The organism is Sneathiella chungangensis (assembly GCF_009882935.1).
In the GTDB taxonomy this organism is placed as follows: Bacteria; Pseudomonadota; Alphaproteobacteria; order Sneathiellales; family Sneathiellaceae; genus Sneathiella; species Sneathiella chungangensis.
Genome location: NZ_WTVA01000015.1, coordinates 1031532 through 1052331, shown reverse-complemented (window position 1 = coordinate 1052331; position 20800 = coordinate 1031532). Strand labels below are relative to the sequence as shown.

Genomic DNA, 20800 nt, shown 5'->3' with positions numbered 1-20800 from the left:
ACGCCTTATATTCTGTAGCGGAGACAGCAATGACGGAACAAACGATCTTCCCCTTTCATCTCGCCTTTCCCGTTGATGACGTGGAGGCGGCGCGGGGCTTTTACAAGGGCCTGCTGGGATGTGCAGAAGGGCGGAGTTCCGCCGACTGGGTCGATTTTGATTTCCATGGCCATCAAATCGTTGCCCATCTCGCACCGGAGGAAACCGGCACCGCCAAAACGAGCAATGTGGACGGACATGGCGTTCCCTGCCGTCATTTCGGGCTGGTTATGTCGATGGACAAATGGCAGGAAACCGCTGACCGACTTACGGCGGCGGGCGTTGACTTCATCATCGAGCCTTATATCCGCTTCAAAGGCGAAGTCGGGGAACAGGCGACAATGTTCTTCAGCGATCCCGCCGGAAACGCCATTGAACTCAAGGCCTTCAAGAATATGGATCAGCTCTTCGCGAGCTAAATGCCGTTTTCGATCAGCTCCATAATACGATGGAGCGGCCCGTCGGCGATGCCGAACTCATCGAGATGCTCAAGCGTGCTTTTCAGATACTCCACATTCGGCCCGCCCCGCCCATGGGCCCGGGCAATGATCCGCGCCGCCTCCTCCAGTGAGGGTTTGCCGCAATATTGTTCATGGCCCGGATTGGCGACGAAGGTAAGCGCGGACGCCATGGCGCCACTCTCCAGAAGCCGGATGCGTACCATCTTCGGCCGATAGACACTTGTCACCATTTCCCGGCGATAGAGGTAATCGATCACAGGTTCCCGGATGTCCGACGGGCAGAGGATGCCTTTTCCGCGGCAGGAACCGCCCCGGTCAAGACCGAGCACAAGGCCCGGATTTTCCCGCGTCCCCCGATGCACAACCGACGTCACGCAAAAGGCGCGGTGATAGCCATAAAGCTGGGCATCCTCTATGCCGAGATGATCGAACCCCGGCCGCCACATGAGGGAGCCATAGCCGAATATCCAGAGGTCCTCCTTTTCCGGCAACTCCGGAAGCGGATAATCGACCGGCGGCAGGTCCGGCTCTAAAGCCAAATCATACTTACGTGTCATATGTTTCCCGTTTTTTTGAACCGATAATTTACCAGCGCCACGCCGAGCACCGCAATTCCCATGCCGATCAGGGCGAGAATGCCCAGCGTCTCGTCAAAAAGGAAATAGGCGACCACCGCCGTACAGGGCGGTGTCAGGTAAAAGAGGCTGGAGACATTCGCCGCCGCCCCGCGCCGCAGCAACAAATAAAGGAGCGTCATGGCGCCAAGAGAGAGAACGATCGTCAACCATGCCAGGGCAAAAACAAGTTCCCCCGACCAAGTAATGTCGCCCGTCTCGAACAACAGGGACATGAGCAAAAAATAGACGGCCGCCGCCGCGAACTGGATCAGGTTCCCGCTTTTGATGTTCATATTGGCACAGAATTTCTTCTGATAGAGCGTTGCCGCCGCAATGCTGAGGAGGGCGACGAAGGAAAGGCCCATGCCGAACAGCGTCCCCTCGCCAACCGACAGTTTGTCGAATACCACCAGAAATACCCCGGCGAGCCCGAGCAACAGGCCGATCCATTTCTGTAGAGTTACATTCTCGTTCAGGAGAAGCCCGGCAAGTGCCGCAACGATCAGCGGCTGAATGCCCGTTATCAGGGAGGAAATCCCGGCCGGCGTGCCCAGGGATATCGACAGAAAGACAAATCCGAGATACCCGCCATGCATCAGGAGCCCGCCGATGGAAATATGGACGTAATCGATTCCCCGTGCGGGCCAATGCGTCCGCGTCAACAGGACCACCGGGATCATCAGCAGGACGCAAATACCGAACCGGACCGCAAGGAAGGTCATCGGTTCGATATAGGGAAGGCCCATCTTCGCGCCGATAAAGCCCGTGCTCCAGAAAAAGACGAAAATAACGGGCATTGCCTTGATGAACAGGGTATCGGGCGATGGAGTAGGGTTTTCGGTCATGAAACGTGGTCGGCCCGGGTCAGGAAATTCTGTAATTACGCCAGTTCTTTCTATATAGAGTGCAGATAGGTTTCACAAGCAATCACCGGACGGGTAATGCGTATTCTATACAGCGGAATTCTGGCCCTTGTCGCCATTGGTGGCGGCTATAGCTACTGGTGGCACCATGTTGCCGACCGGATGGTTGAACTGGCCGAGAACTGGCGGGATCAGAGGGTCGCCGAAGGCTATGTCATCAGCCACAAACCGCTTGTCGCCTCGGGATTTCCCTATCGGGTCAAGGTGACGGCGGAGACCCTTTCCATCGCCAATCCCGCGCATCTCCAGACGCCGCAAGTCAACATTCCGCTGTTCTGGGCCGTCGTGCAACCCTGGCAAATCAATCACGTGATTTTCGGGATCGACGGCGCCGGCCGGGCCGAATGGCAAGAACGCGGAGAGGAAAGGCGCGTCGATTTCACCGCCGCCTCCGCGCTTGGCAGTGCGACGTTCAACACACGCGGCCGCATGGAGACTGTCGCTATCGATGTAAAGGAGCTTACGGTCCTGCCGTCCTGGCGGCCCCCGGTCATGGCCGAACGCCTGCAGCTTCACGGCCGACCGAAACCCGCGCAAGGGTCGGATGAGGCGGACGGGCAACAGATCGCCGTCCGGGCAAACAACATGATAATGGAGGGCATGGATGATTTCCCGCTCGGCAAAGAGATTGCGGATTTCTCCCTCTCCTCTGTCCTCTATGGCACGATCCGCAAGCTTCCCGCCGCCGATACCCTGGCCGAATGGCGCGAAAAGGGCGGTTTTGTCGGTATCGAAGCGTTGAATATCGCCTGGGGCCGTGTCGCCCTCAAAGGCGAGGGGGCCCTCACCCTGGATGACCGGATGCGCCCGTTGGGCGAGCTCGATACCCGCATTTCCGGATACAAGGATATCCTCAAAGCCCTTACCAGCACGCGGCAGATCAATGCCGATGCCGCCCGCACGATCGGTTTCGGGCTGGAGTTGCTGGCGAAAGAAGACAAGGACGGCACAAAATATATCGGCCTGCCCCTTTCGGCGCAGGATGGCGGGGTCTATCTCGGCCCCGTCTATCTGATGCGGCTTGGCTCGGTTATCGGCAGCAAATAACGACTTCAGGGTTTCTTCGGTGATTCATCCGCCGAATGAACGCGGCCGAAATCCGGCTCCGGCGTTTCCTGACCGGCGTCAATGATCTGTCGGCGGATCGCCCGGGTGCGCGAGAATATCTTGAAGAGAGTGTCGCCGTCATCCCAGCGGATCGCCCGCTGCAGCTGCGCAAGATCCTCGGTGAAGCGGCCCAGCATTTCCAGCACCGCCTCCTTGTTATGCAGGAACACATCCCGCCACATGGTCGGATCGGAGGCGGCGATACGGGTAAAATCCCGGAAACCGCCGGCGGAATATTTGATCACTTCCGACTGGGTCACATCCTCCAGATCATCCGCCGTACCGACGATATTATAGGCGATCAGATGCGGGATATGCGAGGTGATGGCGAGGACGAGATCGTGATGCTCCGCGTCCATGGTCTCGACTTTGCTGCCCATGGCGCTCCAGAAGGCCGAAAGCTTTTCAACGGCCTCGTCCCGCGCCGTGTCTGTCGGCGTCAGGATGCACCAGCGATTGATAAAAAGCTCCGCGAAGCCTGCGGCCGGGCCGGATTTTTCCGTTCCCGCAACCGGATGCCCGGGAATGAAGTCAACATAGTCCGGCATATGCGGGCCGATCGCCTTGACCACGGCCGCCTTCACCGATCCGACATCAGTGACAATCGCGCCTTGTTCCAGCGCCGGGGCAATCTGCTCCGCAAGTTTGCTGTAGGTGCCGACCGGCGTGCAGAAAATAACCAGATCCGCGCCCCGGACCGCCTCAACCGGATCGTCATAAGCGGCATCGACAATTTTGAGCTCTTTCGCAACCCGGCGACTGTCGGCGGTGCGGGCCGCGCAAACAATCTCCTCCGCAAGCCCGTGCTGGCGCGCGGCGCGTGCGATTGAAGATCCGATAAGGCCGATGCCGATCAGCGCCAGCCGTTTGAATGTCACTTCCGTCATAATCTATTTGCCGAGGAATTCCCTCAACGCCTCTATCACTGCGTGGTTCTCGTCATCCCGCCCGATCGTCATGCGCAGGCAGGTGGGAAGCCCATAGCCCGCCACGGCCCGGAGCAGCAGGCCCTTTTCCGTCAGAAAGTTTTCCGCCTCCGCCGCCGTCTTCCCGCTGCCGTCAAAATCGAGCAACAGGAAATTGCCGACACTCGCCGTCACACCAAGGCCCATTCCCCGGAAACTTTGCGTCAGGATCGGCAGCCATTTATCGTTATGCACGCGCGCCTTCTCGATATGCGCCTGGTCGCGGACCGCCTCGACACCACCCGCCTGCGCCAGCGCGTTGACATTGAAGGGGCCGCGCACCCGGTTGAGCACGTCGATGATCGCCGGCGGACAATAGGCCCATCCGAGACGCAACGCGGCCAGGCCATAGATTTTCGAAAAGGTGCGCGTCATGACGACGTTATCATGCGCATCCACAAGCTCGGCGCCCGGGCGGTAGTCATCATTGGTGACATATTCGGCATAGGCCGCGTCGAGCACGAGCAGGATATCCTCGCGAAGGCCCGCGCGCAGCCGCCTGACTTCCGAATCCGGCAGATAGGTTCCCGTCGGGTTGTTCGGATTGGCAAGGAAGACAATTTTCGTATTTTCCGTCACCGCCGCAAGCAGATTATCGACATCGGCGGTGCGGTCGACTTCCGCCGCCCTGACCGGAGTTGCCCCGGCCGCGGATGCGGAAATCGCATACATCAGGAACCCGTGCTCGGTGAAAAGAACCTCGTCCCCCGGTCCGGCATAGGCCATGTTGAGCAGGGAAATAAGTTCGTCGGAGCCATTGCCGCAGACGATGCGGGCCGGGTCGAGTTTATGAATTTCGGCGATTGCGCCGGTCAACAGCAGCGAGCCGCCATCGGGGTAGCGGTGTGCGCTGGCGGCGGCGGCTTCGATCGCGGCGATGGCCTTGGGGCTCGGCCCGAGCGGCGACTCATTGGAGGAGAGTTTCGCAACCGTCTGCTGTTCGCCCGCCTTCGACTTGCCGCCGACATAGGGCGATATATTCATAATACCTGGTTGGGGGACCGGTGTCGTCATGGGTCTGCTTTCAACTGGGATATCTATCAGGCTACTTTATGGGAACGGCATAGGCCCCGAGGATCACGGCCTTGATAAAGCCGTCACCGCTGATCTTGCCAAGATCGACAAGGCGCGGGTCCGTCTTGGCGACGAATTCCGGCATCTCGATGAGATGGAGCCAGTCCCCCTCACCGCCATCGGGCAGGCGGGAATCCGCGCAATAGCCTTTAAGGCCGGCCTTGATCAGGTTTTCATTGAGGCGGGCGCGGCTCACTTCCTCGCGGGTCGCCAGCACCATCAGGGTAACGTCGTCGCCCGAGGGCTCCGGTTCCGCGCGGCCGATCACCAGTGAGTTCAGATCCTCGAATTCACCGGACGGGTTATCGAGGAACGGCAGCGCCGCCAGGATTCTCGGCACATTCTCCCCGCCCTGCGCGAGATGCGTCCACCAGGTATCGCGCTCTCGCGTGAGCCAGGGCAGCACCCCGAGCGTCGCCGGGTTCTCATAGACTTCGCGCAGAACGACCGTCGGTAGCTGGTGCAGCTTCATCGGCGTCGCGGAGCCAAAATGAAACCGCGCCAAATCCCAGTAGCCTACGGATTTATCGGGCGCGGTTATGGAAACCGAATAGGGCCGCTGCATCCAGCCGACGGCCGAGATCAGTTCACGCCATATGGCGGCAACCACCGTGTCGGGAAGCTTGCTGGAATGCGCGCTGAGGATTTTGCGCAATATGGTGGCTTCCCTGCCGGGCCGGAAGGCCAGCGGATTGCCATCGTCCTTCTTCGCCGCCGCAATGTCCCCGACGATCGCAACGCGCTTTTCAAGCACCGATAATAGTTCCGCGTCCAGCCGGTCAATTTCAGCCCGCAGCGCGTCCAGTTTTGAATTTGTTATTGTCACCATAGTTACCTGAATGAACGAACCGTTTTGTCAAAATTGGACCACAAAGCCCGCTGTTTGGCAAAGAATATATTGACAGACCTCGCCCCGCCGCACTAGCTAACAGCAAAGTCATCCAAAACAAAGATTTTTCTAATCCAATTGCGCGAAAAGAGAAGTAAACGTGTCCATTAGTCCTCCACATTCGGATAATCAGACCGTTATCCTCGGAAGGGAGACGCCGCTCAAGCTCGACTGCGGTGTGACGCTGGACGCCATCAGCATGGCCTACTGCACCTATGGCACGTTGAACGCCGACAAATCGAACGCGATTCTGATCTGTCACGCGCTGACCGGTGATCAGTTCGCGGCGAGCCGGCAGCCGGTGACCGGCAAGAACGGCTGGTGGGAGATGATGATCGGACCGGGCAAGGTTCTCGATACCGATAGATATTTTATTGTTTGCAGCAATGTGCTGGGTGGCTGTATGGGCACCACCGGCCCCGGCGATATCGATCCCAAGACATCTAAGCCCTATGGCCTCAATTTCCCGATTATCACGATCGGAGACATGGTGCGGGCGCAGGCGATGTTGCAGGATCATCTCGGGATAAAGAGCTGGTTCAGCGTCATCGGCGGGTCCATGGGCGGGATGCAGACCCTGCAATGGGCCAGCGCCTATCCTGAGCGGGTCTTCAGCGCCATTCCGATTGCCTGCGCCGCCCGTCACAGCGCGCAGAATATCGCCTTTCATGAGGTCGGGCGGCAGGCCGTCATGGCCGATCCCAACTGGCAGGGCGGCGACTATTACGCGAGCGACAAACGGCCGACCGCGGGCCTTGCGGTCGCGCGCATGGCCGCGCATGTGACCTATCTTTCGGAGGCGGCGCTGCACCGCAAGTTCGGCCGCAACCTTCAGGACCGCGACAACCTTACCTACGGGTTCGATGCGGACTTTCAGGTCGAGAGTTATCTGCGCTACCAGGGGATCAATTTCGTCGATCGCTTCGATGCCAACTCCTATCTTTATATCACCCGGGCCATGGATTATTTCGATCTGGTAGAGGATCATGGCGGCTCTCTTGCCAGCGCGTTCGAGGGGACAAAGACCCGATTCTGCATTGTCTCCTTTACCAGCGACTGGCTGTTCCCGACCTCGGAGAACAAGGAGATTGTGCATGCGCTGATCGCCGCGGCGGCGAATGTGAGCTTTGTCGAGGTGGAAACCGACAAGGGTCATGACGCCTTCCTGCTGGATACCCCGGAGATGTTCAAGACCATCGACGGATTTTTGCAGTCAAGCGCGAAGAGCCGGGGCCTGATCGCATGAACGATCCCATCAAATTTGTGCCCAAGCGGGATATCCGTGTCGATTGGCAGCTTATTGCGGATATGATCGAGCCGGGAAGCCGCGTTCTCGATGTCGGTTGTGACGACGGGCAGTTGCTTGCGCATCTCGCAGAGACAAAAAATGTCGAAGGGCGCGGGCTGGAGCTGAGCCAACATGGCGTCAATATCTGTGTTGCCAACGGATTATCGGTGGTCCAGGGGAACGCCGATACGGATCTTGTCTATTATCCCGATGACAGCTTCGATTATGCGATCCTGAGCAAGACGCTGCAGACAACGCATCAGCCGCATGTAGTACTGGAGCAACTCCTGCGCATCGGCCGGCGGGCAATCGTTTCTTTTCCGAATTTCGCCTATTGGCGCTGCCGCACCTATCTGGCCTTCCAGGGCCGCATGCCGATGACGAATTCGCTGGATATTCCCTGGTACGAGACGCCGAACATCCATTTCTGTACGCTCACGGACTTCACGGCGCTTTGCGAGGAAATGGACGTCAAGATCGAACAGTCGGTGATCGTCAAGGCTTCGGGCAAGGTGATGACCCGCTCGACCTATGGCGCCTTCGCCAATTTTTTCGGCTCTGACTGTATTTTCATGCTGTCGAAGAAAGATTAAGCGTCATCGCGGGTGCAACGGGCTTCCCGGCTCGCGATCACCGGGCGCGCGGCGGGCAGGATCACCGGGCGCTTGCGCACTTTCCGTTCAGGCTGCGCCGTCAGCGCATAGACCTGTTTTTCCGCCTCCATGATGCGGACACCGCTGAAATGGCTCCACCATTTTTCGCCGATATTCTCCCACGCCTTGGCAAGGCGGAGATTGATCCGCCAGTTGCTGGGCGGCAGATAGAGCGCGCCCTGCCGATCCCCGGGCGTAAAGCTGTTATCCCTGAGCAGACGGTTGAGCTGCTTGTCACTATAGGGATGGCCATAGCCGAAAGGCGTGTTTTCAGTGCGCGCCCAGAGACCGCGCCGACCCGGCACCACGACCATCAATTTTCCGGTCGAGGTGAGTACGCGCCAGAGTTCCTGAAGAATCGGATCGACATCCGTCGTGTTCTCAAGGCCATGCACCCAGATGATTCTGTCGATCGATGAATCGGGAAGCGGCAATGTCCGCTCATCGACGAGGCTGACCAGGCTGCCGCCTTCGCGCGGCCATTGAATAACCCCCTGCTCAAGGGGCATGAAGGAAATCACCCGTTCGGCCTCTGCGCGGAATACATTGAGGTAGGGCGTGGCGTAGCCGATACCAAGCACGCGAAAATTTTTAAGGTCGGGCCACATCAGCCGGATCTTGCGGCCAATCGTCCGCCGCACCACCTGCCCGAGAGAGCTGTGGTAAAAATTCCGCAAATCGATAACATCGGGTCTGATCATGGTGGTATACTGCCATACTATATAGAAATGGAAACGTAACAAAAAAGCGGAAACGCGAAAGAAAGACCCATGAGCAAGCTTGAAATTCATCAGATACCCGTTCTGAGCGACAACTATGTCTATCTTTTCCGGGACCCCGACAGTGGCCAGGTGGGCGTTGTCGATCCTGCCGTCGCCGGCCCTGTCCTCGACAAGCTGAAGGAACTTGGCTGGACATTGACCCATATCATCAACACCCATCATCATCCGGACCACACCGGCGCCAATCTGGAGCTGAAGGAAAAAACCGGTTGCACGATCGTCGGGGCGAAAAACGACGCGGCGCGCATTCCCGGGATCGATATCAAAATCGAGGACGGGGATATTTTCGAATTTGGCGGGGCAACCGCAAAAGTCTTCGAGGTGCCGGGCCATACGGTCGGGCATATCGCCTACTGGTTCGCGGAATCGGAGGCGCTATTCTGCGGCGATACGCTTTTCGCGCTCGGCTGCGGACGGCTGTTCGAGGGCACCCCCGCCCAGATGTGGAAAAGCATCGGCAAGTTCCGCAATCTTCCCGACAGCACGCGCGTTTACTGCGCCCATGAATATACGGAGGCAAATGGCCGCTTTGCCGTCTCGGTCGATCCGAAGAACGATGCGCTGAAAAAGCGCTTCGCCAGGATTGTCGAGATGCGCAGGAACAAGCAACCGACTGTCCCCTCCACCCTCGGCGAAGAGAAGGCAACGAACCCCTTTATGCGCGCCGACGATCCGGTTCTGGCGTCGGAACTGCACTTAAGCGGCGCCGACCCAGTCGAGGTGTTTGCCGAAACCCGCCGCCGCAAGGATAGTTTCTAGACGATGACCCTCACCGCCGCCGATATCATCCGGAACCTCGACATGAAGCCGCATCCCGAAGGCGGCCATTTCGTCGAAACCTTCCGTGATAATCTGACGCTTCCCGGTCAGGACCGCGCCATGTCCACCGCGATTTACTATCTTCTCGAAAGGGGGGAACGCTCCCACTGGCACAAGGTCGACGCGGTGGAAATCTGGCATTACTACGCGGGCGCGCCGCTTGTCCTATCTATCGCGGCGGAAGATGCGCCGGGGGAGGAATGGATGCTGGGACCGGATATCCTTGCCGGCGAACGCCCGCAGATCATCATTCACCGGGGATCCTGGCAATCCGCCCATTCAACCGGGGACTGGACTCTGGTCGGCTGTACCGTTGCGCCGGGCTTTGAATTTACCGGCTTCGAGATGGCGCCAAGGGACTGGTCGCCGGGCGGCGCCTAGGCGCGTCCTTTCGCGGTGAAGACCCCCTGCAGTATCTTGAGCGATCCGACGATTGCGCCGCCTGTTATCAGAAGACAGCCGAAGAGGAGCGAATAGGAAAAGCTCGCGACACCCATGGCAAGCAGGATCAGGGTAGATAGCAATGGCGAGAGATAGGACAGCACGCCGAGCGTCTGGATATCGCCATGCTTCATTCCGCGGTCCCAAAGGAAGAAGGCCGCACCGACCGGCCCGATGCCGAGCCCGACAACCGCCAGCCATTGCAGGACATTTTCAGGCCAGAGGGTCACCTCAAACAGAAGATGGCAGAGAAGGGCCAGACAGGCCGTAATTCCGCAAAAGAGCCCGATGACGTCGGACGAAACGCCGGCATATCGGCGGCTCAGGACGGAATAGCCGGACCAGATAAAGGCGCAGCAGATGGCGGCAAGATATCCCGTGGCAAATTCCGGCTGGAAGTCGAACGCCGTTCCCTTGCTGATCAGGAGGCCGGCGCCGGCAAGGCTCAGGAAACCGCCCGCGAAATGAAACCAGTAGAATCGCTCCCCCGGCAGGAGGGTCGAGAAAAGGACGATCAGCAGCGGCCAGAGATAGGCGATCAGGCTCGCCTCCGCCGCGGGCGCATTCTTGAGGGCAAGAAAATAAAAGAAATGGTAGCCGAACAGCCCGGCAACGCCGAGCGCCCAGAGCCCCGCCGGGATGCGGAAGAACGGCCGGACATTCTGGCGATAGAAAAGCCATTTCAGCGACACGCCGCAAAAGGCAATAAAGAATGTCATCGCCGTCAGCTGGAACGGCGGAATCTGCGCTGTCCCGGCGGTAAACAACGCGAGTAGCGCCCACAGCAGGATCGCCCCGAGGCCACACAGACTCGCAATCATTCGTCCCTTGGTCTGGTCGGTCATGAAGTTTCCGGAATGAATAGGGTCAAAATGAAAATGGCATGCGCCGGTCGCCCGGCATCATGCCATTCCCGATTGGAGCCGTAAAGAGCGGCGCGTCAGTACATATGCTGGCCGCCGTTGATCGAGAGCGTCGAGCCGGTAATGAATCCGGCATCGTCGGCGGCAAGGAAGCAGACCCCGCGGGCAATCTCGGACGCCTTGCCAAGCCGCCCGACTGGAATCCCGGCAACGATTTTCGCCAGCACATTCTCCGGCACCGCCGCCACCATATCCGTATCGATATAGCCCGGCGCGATCGCATTCACCGTGATGCCCTGCGCCGCGCCCTCCTGCGCCATGGCCTTGGTAAAGCCATGAATGCCCGATTTCGCAGCGGCATAATTGACCTGGCCATACTGTCCGGCCTGCCCGTTGATCGAGCCGATATTGATCACACGGCCGAACTTGGCGGCGCGCATATCCTCGATCGTTACCCGGCACATGTTGAAGCAGGAACCGAGATTGGTATCGATCACCTTCTGCCAGTTTTCATGGCTCATCCGGTGCAGCGTCCCGTCCCGGGTGATCCCGGCATTATTGACAAGAATTTCAATCGGACCGAGATCCGCCTTCACCTTTGCCACACCTTCAACACAGGCATCAAAATCGGAGACGTCCCATTTATAGGCGCGAATGCCCGTCCGGGCCGAAAACTCTTTCGCCCGTTCGTCGTTCCCGCCGTAGTTCGCCGCCACTTTGTAGCCCTTCTCGTGCAGCATTACGGAAATGGCTTCTCCAATCCCACGGGTCCCGCCCGTTACGATTGCTACTCTCGACATTGTCTGCCCCCTTTTGGTCTATGGAAAAATCTATCTTTCGACACACATGGCGATACCCATACCGCCACCGATACAGAGCGTCGCCAATCCCTTATGCGCGTCGCGCTTCTGCATTTCATGCAGCAACGTGACCAGCACGCGGGCACCCGATGCACCAATCGGATGGCCAATGGCAATGGCGCCGCCGTTCACATTGACCTTGCTGGTATCCCATCCAAGGTCCTTGTTCACCGCGCAGGCCTGCGCGGCAAATGCTTCGTTCGCCTCGACAAGGTCGAGATCATCCACCGTCCAGCCGGCCTTGGCGAGCGCCGCCCGGCTTGCCGGAATCGGTCCGGTGCCCATGATGGCGGGATCGACACCGCTCTGCGCCCAGGACACGATCCGCGCGAGCGGTTTCAGTCCCTTGGCTTCGGCCGCCGCCGCCGTCATCAGGACAACCGCCGCCGCGCCGTCATTGATGCCCGAGGCGTTGCCCGCCGTGACCGATCCGTCCTTGGCGAACGCCGGGCGCAGGGCGCTCAGCTTTTCGAAGGTGGTGCCGCCGCGGATATATTCGTCCTGATCGACAACCACGTCGCCCTTGCGCGTGGAAATCGTAACCGGCACAATCTCATCCTTGAAGCGGCCCGAGGCCTGGGCTTCCGATGCCTTGCGCTGCGATTCGGCGGCAAACTGATCCTGAACCTCGCGGGTGATCTGCCATTTGGCGGCGACATTTTCCGCCGTGTTGCCCATATGATAGCCGTGGAAGGCATCGATCAGGCCGTCCTTCAGCATGGTATCGGTAAATTCGAGGGGGCCCATTTTCTGGCCATTGCGCAGATGGGCGCAGTGTGGCGCCTGGCTCATGCTTTCCTGACCGCCCGCGACGACGATCTGCGAATCCCCGTTGAGGATCGCCTGATAGCCCAGCGCAACGGCGCGAAGGCCGGATCCGCAAAGCTGGTTCACGCCCCAGGCAGGCACTTCATAGGGCACGCCCGCGTTGACCGACGCCTGACGCGCCGGGTTCTGGCCCTGACCGGCGCTCAGGATCTGGCCGAGGATGACTTCGGAGACTTCGGACGCTTCGGTCTGTGAACGCGCCAACGCCTCCTTGATGGCGATTTCGCCAAGCTTATGCGCCGACAGCGGCGACAACGCACCGTTGAAAGACCCGACAGGTGTGCGCGCGGCACCGGTAATGACTACGTCCATTTTTTCTTTCTCCTGTTTCTCAAAAGAGTAATTAAAATTCAAAAATTACATCGCATGAGAAATTTTACGTCGATTTGACTTCTTCATACGAAATAACGTTAGTTTTCTTCAACCGCAACCCTTTATTTCGGTTTGTCCGCAAATTTCCCGCCTGAGGCGATCCAGTCACCGAGCTGTCGCCACAATCCCGTTTCCGCCTGGCGGCCGGCCATCATGCCGACATGCCCCGAAGGGGGAGTAATGACCGTTGCCTCGGGCAACGCGTTCGAGAGCGCAAGGGCGGAGGGGCGCGGAACGATTTTATCGGATTTCGGAACGGCGACAAGCGACGGAACCCGTATATCCTGAGGCCGGACAATCTGTCCGTCAACCTCCCAGCGCATTAAATTCGGCTCGTTGCGGCCGTACCATTTGTCAAAAACTTCCTTCGCAACGCCCTTGACGAGGGGATAGCCGTCGTTCAGCCAATCCTCGATCGCGACAAATTCCAGGGCACGGTCCGAGTCCATGTCCATCTGTGCAAACTTGCTGAATTTGCGAAGCCCGAGGTTCGGATCGAGGCTTGTAAAGAATGTCTGCAGGAGATCGACCGGAAGCTCGCCGAAGCCGGTGATGATATTATCCCACATCTGCCGCTGGCTGAGCAGGGTTTTTGCCTCTCCGCCGAAATCGGCATGGAAATCCCAGGGCGAGGCAATGGCGATGAAACTTCTGATCTTCGTCTGCCGCCGCTGCGCAACGGCGGCGGCAAGCGTCCCGCCCATGCAATAACCGGCGAGATGTAGCGGCGCGTCCGCCATATTCTCGGCGACGAAATCGACCGCCGGCAGAATGCGCGCCCGGACATAGTCCGACATGTCGAAATTCCGCTCCTCCTCCCCCGGTGCGTTCCAATCGAGAAGCAGCGGCCGGAAGCCGCGGGCCGCGAGATAATCCAGCAGGCTGCGGCCCGGCATCAGATCAAGCACATAGGCCCGGTTGACGAGCGAGGGAACCAGGAAAACGATCGGCGCAGAGCCCGGCGCATCTGGCGCGCCATCCAGCAAAGTGGTGGTGCCGGACTGCCAGATAACCGGCCGGTCGCGGGATTGCCGCCGGTACGGATGGTTGTGGTACCGGCGAATCCCGTCGATCATGTCGCGGACCATGTCGCTGCCCTGATCGGCGAGCGCCTGCAATATATCCGCGCGCCCCTCCTCCGCCATTTGCCGCGCCGAGGTCTCCAGAGGATCCGGCAGCGGCAACGGCAGATCGGCGACACCCTGCTGCCGCAGGGGAAGCGTCGCCAGTGAGGTCGCCACGGATGTCGTCGCCAGACCGAGATGCAGCGCCAGCGGTCGCGGGCCGAGGCGCGGCGGGGCGGGCGTCATTTGCGGGGCATCTCTCGTCATTGGTAAATCAGGGTTCCGGCGGATCGGTTGATACAGCGCAAACCGGTCGCATCATCCGGCCGGTCCGGCTGCATATCATAATAGTCTATATATATACCAGATATCCCGGTTGCCATAAATCACCGCGAATAATTTCGACAATAAACCGCATTTTTACCAACGGCATTGCACAATAAACTTGCGCAGCGCAACAATTACAGGCGAAAATGCGTCCCTACACCTCTTCCAACACAAGTTAGGAGACACTGTGGTTGAAAAAACGTCAGATGACAAAAAGCCCATTGTCATAAAAAAATACGCGAACCGTAGACTGTACAACACGGCCACGTCCTCTTACGTCACGCTCGATCACCTGAGCCGCATGGTCAAGGAAGGCACCGAGTTTGTCGTGTTCGACGCCAAGACGAATGAAGATATCACCCGGTCGGTCCTGACCCAGATTATCTTCGAAGAAGAAGCCAAGGGACAGAATCTTCTCCCCATCAACTTCCTGCGTCAGCTGATCAGCTTTTACGGCGACAGGCTGCAGACGGTTGTGCCGGATTATCTCGAAATGTCCATGCGCTCTTTCTCCGACAACCAGGACAAGATGCGCGAGATCCTGCCGGACAACCTGATCGCCAACCCCATGTTCAAGCAGTTCGAGGAGATGGGCCGCAAGAATATGGAAATGTTCAGCCAGGCCGTCCGGATGTTCGCCCCGCCGACCCTGTTCGGCGCTGGAGAGAGTGAACCGGACAAGGAACAGGCGGCCGCATCGACGAAGGACGCGCCCGATCACACCGCGGAAATGATGCAGGAACTGAAAGATCAGCTGCAATCCATGCAGAAACGCATCGACGAAATGAGCAAGAAAAAATAGGTCGGCGCGGGGCGGGTCTCGGCGGAAAGTTGTATTCCGCGCAATTTTGAGGTAAATTAAGGGGAAAGCTAAATCTTCCGTTAAGGATTTTTTGTCGATTTTCTGACAAAGTTTTGACGGGATTGCCCGGGATAGACGGAGAAGCCGTCATACCCGTCATTGTCAAAAGGCTTCAGAACGACCGCCTTTGCCTCCGATAAATGTTTGATCCGGGATCGGATATCGATGGACGCCACACGGCCCATATCCAGCATCATTTCCCTGCCGCCGAAGCGGGAGGATAGCGGCGCTTATATAGTTGGCCGGAAAAATGCGGCGTCACGGCAGGATCCCGTTCGCATCGACGCGGAGCAGGGGCTTTCCGCAAAACGCCAGCATGCCCAAGCACAGACCGCCATCGCCAGAAAAACGGCGATCGTTCCGGTCGATCTTCGGGATATCCAGCAGACGTTTGTCTCGCCGCGCGAAGGTGCGGATCGACTTCACACCCCCTATTCCGCGCAATTTCTGGCCCAGCAGTTGAGCCAGCAGGACGAGGTCGACCTCCCTCACGATCCGGCTCGCGCGCACCACCAGGCCGCCGCCGCCTATGACAACAGCCTCGGGCTTACCGCGACAGTGATCGGATTTGCCGGCCGCGCGGAACGCATCGCCTGACCGGCGGCCCTCCCATCTAGATATGACAGGTGGCGAGGCCGCGTTTTTCCAGATATTGCTGGTGATAATCCTCCGCCGGATAGAAATCGAGGGCCGGTGAGATTTCGGTGACGACCGGTCGGCGGAAAAGGCCTCGCGTCCCTTGCGCCTGTTTCGAGTCCTCGGCAATCCGTTTCTGCGTCTCGTCCGCATAGAAGATCGCACTCCGGTATTGCGTGCCGATATCCGGTCCCTGACGATTGAGCGTCGTCGGGTCATGGCTTTGCCAAAAGACATTGAGTAGATCCTCGTAGCTCACGACCGCCGGATCATAGACGACCTTTACAACCTCGGCATGCTGGGTGCGGCCCGTGCAGACATCCTCATAGGTCGGGTTGGCGGTGACGCCCCCCTGATAGCCGACGACCGTCTCTCTCACGCCCCGGACCTGGCGAAAGGCAGCCTCGACCCCCCAAAAGCATCCCGCAGCGAAATAGGCGATTTCCGTTGTACCCGTCATTTTCCTCTCCTCGCACTCAAGATATCCGTAGATCCTTATCTTGCGCTTTTTTTGAAGAATACAACATCGCGCAAGAAAACTTGACCGCAATGTTACCGCAGGCAAATAAATCTTGGTATTGGTCTGAAAAGAACCTAGAATTTGCGTTTATTCTGAACCAATTTGGTGTGCCCATGTCCCGGCGGCTCAAGAATGCGCAACTGCAGACGCTTACCCTCGACAGCGACGGCAAGGTCGCCCTGCATCAGCAGCTATTTCTGGCGTTGCGGCAGGCGATCCTGGACGGCCGCCTGAAGCCGGACACCCGCCTGCCCTCCAGCCGGTCACTTGCCGCTGATCTGAACATCTCGCGCAATACGGTGCTGAGCGCCTATGACCAGCTGACGGCGGAAGGTTATCTCGTCAGCCGCATCGGCGCCGGCTCCTTCGTCTCCGACCAGCTGCCCGATGATCTTCTCCAGCGGAAAACCGACGGTGCACATCCGGACCTGCGAGAGCGGGATATCTATCTTTCCAAGATGGCCGCGCCCTTCAAGGGGAAAGTTTTACGCCCGGCAAACCGGGGCCTGCCCTTTTCGCCAGGGCTTCCGGCGCTCGAGGTTTTTCCTTTCGATGACTGGGCCCGCCTTCTCGCCCGGCACTGGCGGCGGCCGGCCCGCGAATATCTGGTCGACAACCCCATTGGCGGCACGAAAGCGCTGCGCGAAGCCGTCGCCTCCCATCTCGGACAGACGCGCGCCGTGCGCTGCCATGCCGATCAGGTGATCATCCTTTCGGGATCGCAGCAGGCGATCCATCTCGTCGTGCGCGCCTTCGCCGAACCGGGCGATGCGATCTGGATGGAGGAACCGGGCTATCCCGGAATTCGCGATTCCATCCTCGCCGCCGGCGCGACGCCCGTCTCCATCCCGGTTGACGAGGAGGGATTTTCGCTTGCACTGGCGCGCGAGATTGCGCCCGACGCCCGCCTCGCCTGCATTTCGCCGTCGCATCAATACCCGCTTGGCCAGACGATGTCGCTCGCGCGGCGTCTCGATCTCCTGAAATGGGCGAAGGAGGAGGGTCGCTTCATCCTGGAGGATGATTACGACAGCGAATATCGGTACGCGGGCCGGCCCCTCTCCTCCTTGCAGGGGCTCGATGACGACAACCGGGTTCTCTATGTCGGCACCATGAGCAAGGTGATGTTTTCCGGCCTCCGGGTCGGCTATATGGTGGTGCCGGAGGATCTGGTCGACGTCTTTCTCTCGCTCCGCCGGATCATCGACAACCATTCCCCGGCGGTGCCCGAGGCGGCGCTCGCCGATTTCATCAATGAAGGCTATCTCGCCGCCCATGTCCGTCGGACACGACTGCTGTATGAACAGCGGCAGAAGCGCCTAGTGACATTGCTCGAGGACAAGCTCGGCGATATCGTCACGGTGACGGGGCAGGAGTCGGGCATGCATCTCGTCGCCTTTCTTCCGCCGCATATCCGCGATACGGAGATCGAGCGCGCCGCTGCGGAGAGCGGCATGCTGGTGCGAGCACTGTCCGGTTTCTACAACCTGCCGACCGACCAGACCGGCCTGATCCTCGGTTTCGCCGGAACACGGGAAGAAGAAATGCCACACCTCGTCGACAAGCTCGCCGCCATCATCCGCGCGCGGGCGAAATAGCTTTTTATGCCGTCTTTTATCACATTCCTTTTGCTCTTGCTTGTCTTGACCGGCCCCATGGCGAAGCCGGCAGTTTCGGCGGAAAAGCGCCATGCCATCGCCATGCATGGGGCGCCGAAATATGCGCCGGGATTTCAGCATTTCGACTATGTAAATCCGCAGGCGCCGGTGGGCGGGCAATTGCGTCTTGGCGCCATCGGCAGCTTTGACAGCCTGAACCCCTTCCTGCTCAAAGGGATCAGCCCGCGCGGTCTCGGCGATGTGTATCAATCCTTGCTGGAACGATCCCGGGACGAGCCCTTTACGCTCTATGCCAACATCGCCCGGTCGATAGAGGTGGCACCCGATCGAAGCTGGATCATCTTTAATATCGATCCGAAGGCGCGGTTCTCGACCGGCGATCCGATTACCGCGGAGGACGTGCTTTTCTCCTATCAGACATTCCGCGACGAGGGCCGCCCCAACGTCCAGAGCTATTACCGCAAGGTGACAAGCGCCGACATTCTCTCCCCCCTCTCGATCCGCTTCACCTTCGAAGAGGAGGGCCGGTTCGAGATGCCGCTGATCCTGGGCCTGATGAGCGTGCTGCCGAAATCCGCCTTCGAAACGGTCGATTTCAACGAAAGCTCGCTCACGCCGTTTGCCGGATCGGGGCCCTATCTCATTGAAAAGGTCGAGCCCGGACGCCGCATTGTCTATCGCCGGAACGAGCATTTCTGGGGCTGGCACCTGCCGCAAAACAAGGGCCGCTATAATTTCGAGCGGGTCATCTATGACTACTTCCGCGACGATGATGTCGCGCTCGAGGCGTTCAAGGCGCATAACATCGACGCCCGCTTCGAATCCAGCGCCGCGAAATGGAGCAGCGCGTATGAAAGCGCGTCGGGCTATCGCAAATCAATGCCGAGGATCGGCCTGCCCGCGCCCATGCTGGGGATTGTCTTCAACACCCGACGCGCCAAATTCGGCGATCTCCGCGTCCGCATGGCCCTGACCTACGCCTATGATTTCGAATGGGTCAATGCCAATATCCTCCATGGCCTGTATAAACGCACGCAGAGTTATTTCGAGAATTCGCCGCTGGCTGCCAGGGGCGTCATAAATGATGCGGAACGGCTGCTGCTCTCCCCCTTCGCCGATGAGCTCCCCGATGCGGTTTTCGGCGCCGCATTCCGCCTTCCCGAAACCGACGGGTCGGGCCGCGCCCGGGACAACCTTCGCGACGCGCAAAAACTGCTGATGGAGGCCGGCTATCGAATAGAAAACGGCGTGCTGAAGCAGGGGGAAACGGGCCAACCCTTCGAGATCGAGTTCCTGATCAATAACGCCGATTATATCAAGCTGATTTCGCCGTTTCAGCGCAATCTCGAAATCCTCGGAATCAAGAGCACGATCCGCCAGGTCGATACCGCCAGCTACCAGAACCGCCTTACCGGCTATGATTTCGACATGATCATCAACAGCTGGGGCCAATCCCTGTCGCCCGGAAACGAGCAGGCCTTCTACTGGAGCCGTGACGCCGCCGCAACGCCGGGAACGCGGAATTATCCGGGAATAAGCCTCGCCTCCGTGGATATGCTGATCGAAAGGATCGCCACCGCGCGAACGCGCGAGACGCTGGTCACTTCCGTGCGGGCACTTGATCGCGTCCTGCTCGCCGGGCATTACGTTATTCCGCTTTACTATACCGATCGGCAGTGGCTCGCCCATTGGCCGGAGATCAGGCTGCCCCAAATCCCGTCATATTGGGGAACCGAGCCGGATGTCTGGTGGTATGAAGAAGCGAAACAGCCCTAGCCGAACCGCCCCTTGTCCCGGCTTTCCCAGATGTCGCGGGCCCGGCCTTCCGCGGCTTTATAATCAAGGTCCGGCTCCGCGAGTTTGAGCGCGAAGGCAAGGGTCCCGATGATCGCAAGTTCGGGCACCGGAAGAATGAGCTTTCCCTGCCACATGCGAAGAAGTTCCGCGGGAGAAAGATCCTCTTCGCGCCATTTATAGACGCTTTCACCGGTCATCTCCGGCCATTCCTGGACCTGATGCTCCCCGCCCACAAGCGCATCGACCAGCACCGGCTTCATGGGATTGCGCTGCACTTCGCCGCCGCCGCCCTTGAAAATCAGGCTGTTCGGCTGCTTCAGCGCTTTCAGTGTCTCCAGATGCAGTGCCTTGTAGGGCGGATGGAACACGCCCTGCAATTGATGGGGAGCGGCGAAGGGATTGAGGTCGCGGCCGAAGGTATTGACCGCGGTGCGCACGTCAAGGAGCGGACGCAATTCAAACAGCGCCTGCACCGACGGGCAGAAATGCTCGAGCCCGAGATAGACGAGATTTTCTGCTTGCAACGCCGTGGCCGCCTCGGAAAGGGAGGTTGCCTGACGGATCCCGAAAATATCGAGCGCAGGACGCGTCGGCGCATAACCCTCTGTATATCCCGCGATGCCATGCATGAGGATCCTGTACCCCTGATCGGCGAGCAGAATGGCGGAGAGAATGAACCAGGGCTGCTGCCGGTGCCGGTCGGCATAGGACGGCCAGTCGAAATCAACGGGGGCACGGACATCCGTCTCGAGGAAGTGATCGCGCGCCGCCGCAACCATCCCGGCGAGTTCCTCTCCCGTTTCTCCCTTGCGCCGCAACAGCAGCAGAAAGGCGCCGAGTTGCAGCGGTTCGACCTCCCCCGCCAGCACCATATTCATGGCGGCGCGGGCCTCGTCGAACGTCATGTCACGCCACATTTTCGGGCCCTTGCCGAGAATGCGGACATATTGCGCAAAGGGATGATCACTTGTCATGTGCGGAACTTTAACAGGAA

The 20800-nt window shown here is 59.1% G+C and carries 22 protein-coding genes; 10 read left to right on the top strand and 12 right to left on the bottom strand.

Annotated elements, in window-relative coordinates; all coding sequences use genetic code 11:
* Positions 1-29: 29 nt before the first annotated feature.
* A complete protein-coding gene (locus GQF03_RS18080) occupies positions 30-458 on the top strand; it encodes a VOC family protein (protein WP_161340700.1) in 429 nt (142 codons plus the stop codon).
* On the opposite strand, the gene GQF03_RS18075 is transcribed toward GQF03_RS18080, so the two are convergent.
* Together GQF03_RS18075 and GQF03_RS18070 are read right to left on the bottom strand one after the other, a co-directional pair.
* The gene (locus tag GQF03_RS18075; RefSeq protein ID WP_161340699.1) at positions 455-1057 is read right to left on the bottom strand and encodes a gamma-glutamylcyclotransferase; all 603 of its coding nucleotides are present in this window, start codon (positions 1055-1057) and stop codon (positions 455-457) included. The two genes, GQF03_RS18080 and GQF03_RS18075, sit on opposite strands and share 4 nt — an antisense overlap.
* Positions 1054-1962 carry a DMT family transporter gene (locus GQF03_RS18070; RefSeq protein ID WP_161340698.1) on the bottom strand — a complete coding sequence of 303 codons (909 nt, stop codon included), beginning with the start codon at positions 1960-1962 and terminating at the stop codon, positions 1054-1056. Before GQF03_RS18070 ends, GQF03_RS18075 begins: the two co-directional genes overlap by 4 nt.
* Before the next feature lie 96 nt (positions 1963-2058).
* On the opposite strand from GQF03_RS18070, the gene GQF03_RS18065 reads away from it, so the two are divergent.
* On the top strand, positions 2059-3087 hold the full coding sequence (locus GQF03_RS18065) for a DUF2125 domain-containing protein (RefSeq protein ID WP_161340697.1): 1029 nt from the start codon (positions 2059-2061) through the stop codon (positions 3085-3087).
* A gap of 5 nt (positions 3088-3092) precedes the next feature.
* Here the strand turns inward: GQF03_RS18065 and GQF03_RS18060 are convergent, their stop codons facing one another.
* The 3 genes from GQF03_RS18060 to GQF03_RS18050 are packed head-to-tail and all read right to left on the bottom strand — an operon-like array spanning position 3093 to position 6015.
* A complete protein-coding gene (locus tag GQF03_RS18060; protein ID WP_161340696.1) occupies positions 3093-4034 on the bottom strand; it encodes a prephenate/arogenate dehydrogenase family protein in 942 nt (313 codons plus the stop codon).
* Between the two features lie 3 nt (positions 4035-4037).
* A complete protein-coding gene (hisC, locus tag GQF03_RS18055) occupies positions 4038-5126 on the bottom strand; it encodes a histidinol-phosphate transaminase (RefSeq protein WP_161340695.1) in 1089 nt (362 codons plus the stop codon).
* A 31-nt stretch (positions 5127-5157) separates the two neighbouring features.
* Positions 5158-6015 carry a chorismate mutase gene (locus tag GQF03_RS18050; RefSeq protein WP_161340694.1) on the bottom strand — a complete coding sequence of 286 codons (858 nt, stop codon included), beginning with the start codon at positions 6013-6015 and terminating at the stop codon, positions 5158-5160.
* A 160-nt stretch (positions 6016-6175) separates the two neighbouring features.
* Here GQF03_RS18050 and metX point away from each other — a divergent pair, with 160 nt between their 5' ends.
* A complete protein-coding gene (gene metX, locus GQF03_RS18045) occupies positions 6176-7321 on the top strand; it encodes a homoserine O-acetyltransferase MetX (RefSeq protein WP_161340693.1) in 1146 nt (381 codons plus the stop codon).
* Complete coding sequence (gene metW / locus GQF03_RS18040; RefSeq protein ID WP_161340692.1) at positions 7318-7956, top strand: methionine biosynthesis protein MetW; 639 nt, start codon at positions 7318-7320, stop codon at positions 7954-7956. Before metX ends, metW begins: the two co-directional genes overlap by 4 nt.
* Here metW and GQF03_RS18035 read toward each other — a convergent pair.
* Entirely contained in the window at positions 7953-8717 is a 765-nt protein-coding gene (locus tag GQF03_RS18035; protein ID WP_162858500.1) for a class I SAM-dependent methyltransferase, read from the bottom strand. The genes metW and GQF03_RS18035 overlap by 4 nt on opposite strands.
* A 69-nt stretch (positions 8718-8786) precedes the next feature.
* On the opposite strand from GQF03_RS18035, the gene gloB reads away from it, so the two are divergent.
* Together gloB and GQF03_RS18025 are read left to right on the top strand one after the other, a co-directional pair.
* Positions 8787-9557, top strand: a complete 771-nt coding sequence (gene gloB, locus GQF03_RS18030; protein ID WP_161340691.1) for a hydroxyacylglutathione hydrolase — start codon at positions 8787-8789, stop codon at positions 9555-9557.
* Between the two features lie 3 nt (positions 9558-9560).
* Positions 9561-9998, top strand: a complete 438-nt coding sequence (locus tag GQF03_RS18025) for a cupin domain-containing protein (protein ID WP_161340690.1) — start codon at positions 9561-9563, stop codon at positions 9996-9998.
* On the opposite strand, the gene yddG is transcribed toward GQF03_RS18025, so the two are convergent.
* The 4 genes from yddG to GQF03_RS18005 form a co-directional block, all read right to left on the bottom strand.
* Positions 9995-10903: an aromatic amino acid exporter YddG gene (yddG, locus tag GQF03_RS18020; RefSeq protein WP_161340689.1), complete on the bottom strand. Its 909-nt coding sequence runs from the start codon at positions 10901-10903 to the stop codon at positions 9995-9997. The two genes, GQF03_RS18025 and yddG, sit on opposite strands and share 4 nt — an antisense overlap.
* A 95-nt stretch (positions 10904-10998) precedes the next feature.
* Complete coding sequence (gene phbB, locus GQF03_RS18015) at positions 10999-11721, bottom strand: acetoacetyl-CoA reductase (RefSeq protein WP_161340688.1); 723 nt, start codon at positions 11719-11721, stop codon at positions 10999-11001.
* Between the two features lie 30 nt (positions 11722-11751).
* The gene (locus GQF03_RS18010) at positions 11752-12921 is read right to left on the bottom strand and encodes an acetyl-CoA C-acetyltransferase (protein ID WP_161340687.1); all 1170 of its coding nucleotides are present in this window, start codon (positions 12919-12921) and stop codon (positions 11752-11754) included.
* A gap of 122 nt (positions 12922-13043) precedes the next feature.
* Complete coding sequence (locus tag GQF03_RS18005) at positions 13044-14312, bottom strand: alpha/beta fold hydrolase (protein ID WP_161340686.1); 1269 nt, start codon at positions 14310-14312, stop codon at positions 13044-13046.
* Between the two features lie 247 nt (positions 14313-14559).
* On the opposite strand from GQF03_RS18005, the gene phaR reads away from it, so the two are divergent.
* Together phaR and GQF03_RS17995 are read left to right on the top strand one after the other, a co-directional pair.
* The gene (phaR, locus tag GQF03_RS18000; RefSeq protein WP_161340685.1) at positions 14560-15174 is read left to right on the top strand and encodes a polyhydroxyalkanoate synthesis repressor PhaR; all 615 of its coding nucleotides are present in this window, start codon (positions 14560-14562) and stop codon (positions 15172-15174) included.
* A gap of 225 nt (positions 15175-15399) precedes the next feature.
* Complete coding sequence (locus GQF03_RS17995; protein WP_161340684.1) at positions 15400-15831, top strand: hypothetical protein; 432 nt, start codon at positions 15400-15402, stop codon at positions 15829-15831.
* A 16-nt stretch (positions 15832-15847) separates the two neighbouring features.
* Here GQF03_RS17995 and msrA read toward each other — a convergent pair whose 3' ends face one another.
* Positions 15848-16330 (bottom strand): peptide-methionine (S)-S-oxide reductase MsrA, encoded by a 483-nt coding sequence (msrA, locus tag GQF03_RS17990; protein ID WP_161340683.1) that lies wholly within the window; start codon positions 16328-16330, stop codon positions 15848-15850.
* 173 nt (positions 16331-16503) lie between these two features.
* Here msrA and pdxR point away from each other — a divergent pair, with 173 nt between their 5' ends.
* Complete coding sequence (pdxR, locus tag GQF03_RS17985) at positions 16504-17988, top strand: MocR-like pyridoxine biosynthesis transcription factor PdxR (RefSeq protein WP_161340682.1); 1485 nt, start codon at positions 16504-16506, stop codon at positions 17986-17988.
* A gap of 57 nt (positions 17989-18045) precedes the next feature.
* Complete coding sequence (locus GQF03_RS17980) at positions 18046-19785, top strand: extracellular solute-binding protein (protein ID WP_161340681.1); 1740 nt, start codon at positions 18046-18048, stop codon at positions 19783-19785.
* On the opposite strand, the gene GQF03_RS17975 is transcribed toward GQF03_RS17980, so the two are convergent.
* On the bottom strand, positions 19782-20780 hold the full coding sequence (locus GQF03_RS17975; protein ID WP_161340680.1) for a glycosyl transferase family protein: 999 nt from the start codon (positions 20778-20780) through the stop codon (positions 19782-19784). The two genes, GQF03_RS17980 and GQF03_RS17975, sit on opposite strands and share 4 nt — an antisense overlap.
* Positions 20781-20800: the final 20 nt, after the last annotated feature.

Bases quoted from the DNA above. Each gene is read 5' to 3' on its own strand.
- GQF03_RS18035 (WP_162858500.1), bottom strand. From the start codon at position 8,717: ATGATCAGACCCGATGTTATCGATTTGCGGAATTTTTACCACAGCTCT.
- msrA (WP_161340683.1), bottom strand. From the start codon at position 16,330: ATGACGGGTACAACGGAAATCGCCTATTTCGCTGCGGGATGCTTTTGG.
- GQF03_RS18010 (WP_161340687.1), bottom strand. From the start codon at position 12,921: ATGGACGTAGTCATTACCGGTGCCGCGCGCACACCTGTCGGGTCTTTC.
- phbB (WP_161340688.1), bottom strand. From the start codon at position 11,721: ATGTCGAGAGTAGCAATCGTAACGGGCGGGACCCGTGGGATTGGAGAA.
- GQF03_RS18050 (WP_161340694.1), bottom strand. From the start codon at position 6,015: ATGGTGACAATAACAAATTCAAAACTGGACGCGCTGCGGGCTGAAATT.
- GQF03_RS17995 (WP_161340684.1), top strand. From the start codon at position 15,400: ATGGACGCCACACGGCCCATATCCAGCATCATTTCCCTGCCGCCGAAG.
- GQF03_RS18060 (WP_161340696.1), bottom strand. From the start codon at position 4,034: ATGACGGAAGTGACATTCAAACGGCTGGCGCTGATCGGCATCGGCCTT.
- GQF03_RS18025 (WP_161340690.1), top strand. From the start codon at position 9,561: ATGACCCTCACCGCCGCCGATATCATCCGGAACCTCGACATGAAGCCG.
- yddG (WP_161340689.1), bottom strand. From the start codon at position 10,903: ATGACCGACCAGACCAAGGGACGAATGATTGCGAGTCTGTGTGGCCTC.
- GQF03_RS18005 (WP_161340686.1), bottom strand. From the start codon at position 14,312: ATGACGAGAGATGCCCCGCAAATGACGCCCGCCCCGCCGCGCCTCGGC.
- GQF03_RS18065 (WP_161340697.1), top strand. From the start codon at position 2,059: ATGCGTATTCTATACAGCGGAATTCTGGCCCTTGTCGCCATTGGTGGC.
- GQF03_RS18080 (WP_161340700.1), top strand. From the start codon at position 30: ATGACGGAACAAACGATCTTCCCCTTTCATCTCGCCTTTCCCGTTGAT.
- GQF03_RS17980 (WP_161340681.1), top strand. From the start codon at position 18,046: ATGGCGAAGCCGGCAGTTTCGGCGGAAAAGCGCCATGCCATCGCCATG.
- hisC (WP_161340695.1), bottom strand. From the start codon at position 5,126: ATGACGACACCGGTCCCCCAACCAGGTATTATGAATATATCGCCCTAT.
- GQF03_RS17975 (WP_161340680.1), bottom strand. From the start codon at position 20,780: ATGACAAGTGATCATCCCTTTGCGCAATATGTCCGCATTCTCGGCAAG.
- GQF03_RS18070 (WP_161340698.1), bottom strand. From the start codon at position 1,962: ATGACCGAAAACCCTACTCCATCGCCCGATACCCTGTTCATCAAGGCA.
- gloB (WP_161340691.1), top strand. From the start codon at position 8,787: ATGAGCAAGCTTGAAATTCATCAGATACCCGTTCTGAGCGACAACTAT.
- metW (WP_161340692.1), top strand. From the start codon at position 7,318: ATGAACGATCCCATCAAATTTGTGCCCAAGCGGGATATCCGTGTCGAT.
- GQF03_RS18075 (WP_161340699.1), bottom strand. From the start codon at position 1,057: ATGACACGTAAGTATGATTTGGCTTTAGAGCCGGACCTGCCGCCGGTC.
- pdxR (WP_161340682.1), top strand. From the start codon at position 16,504: ATGTCCCGGCGGCTCAAGAATGCGCAACTGCAGACGCTTACCCTCGAC.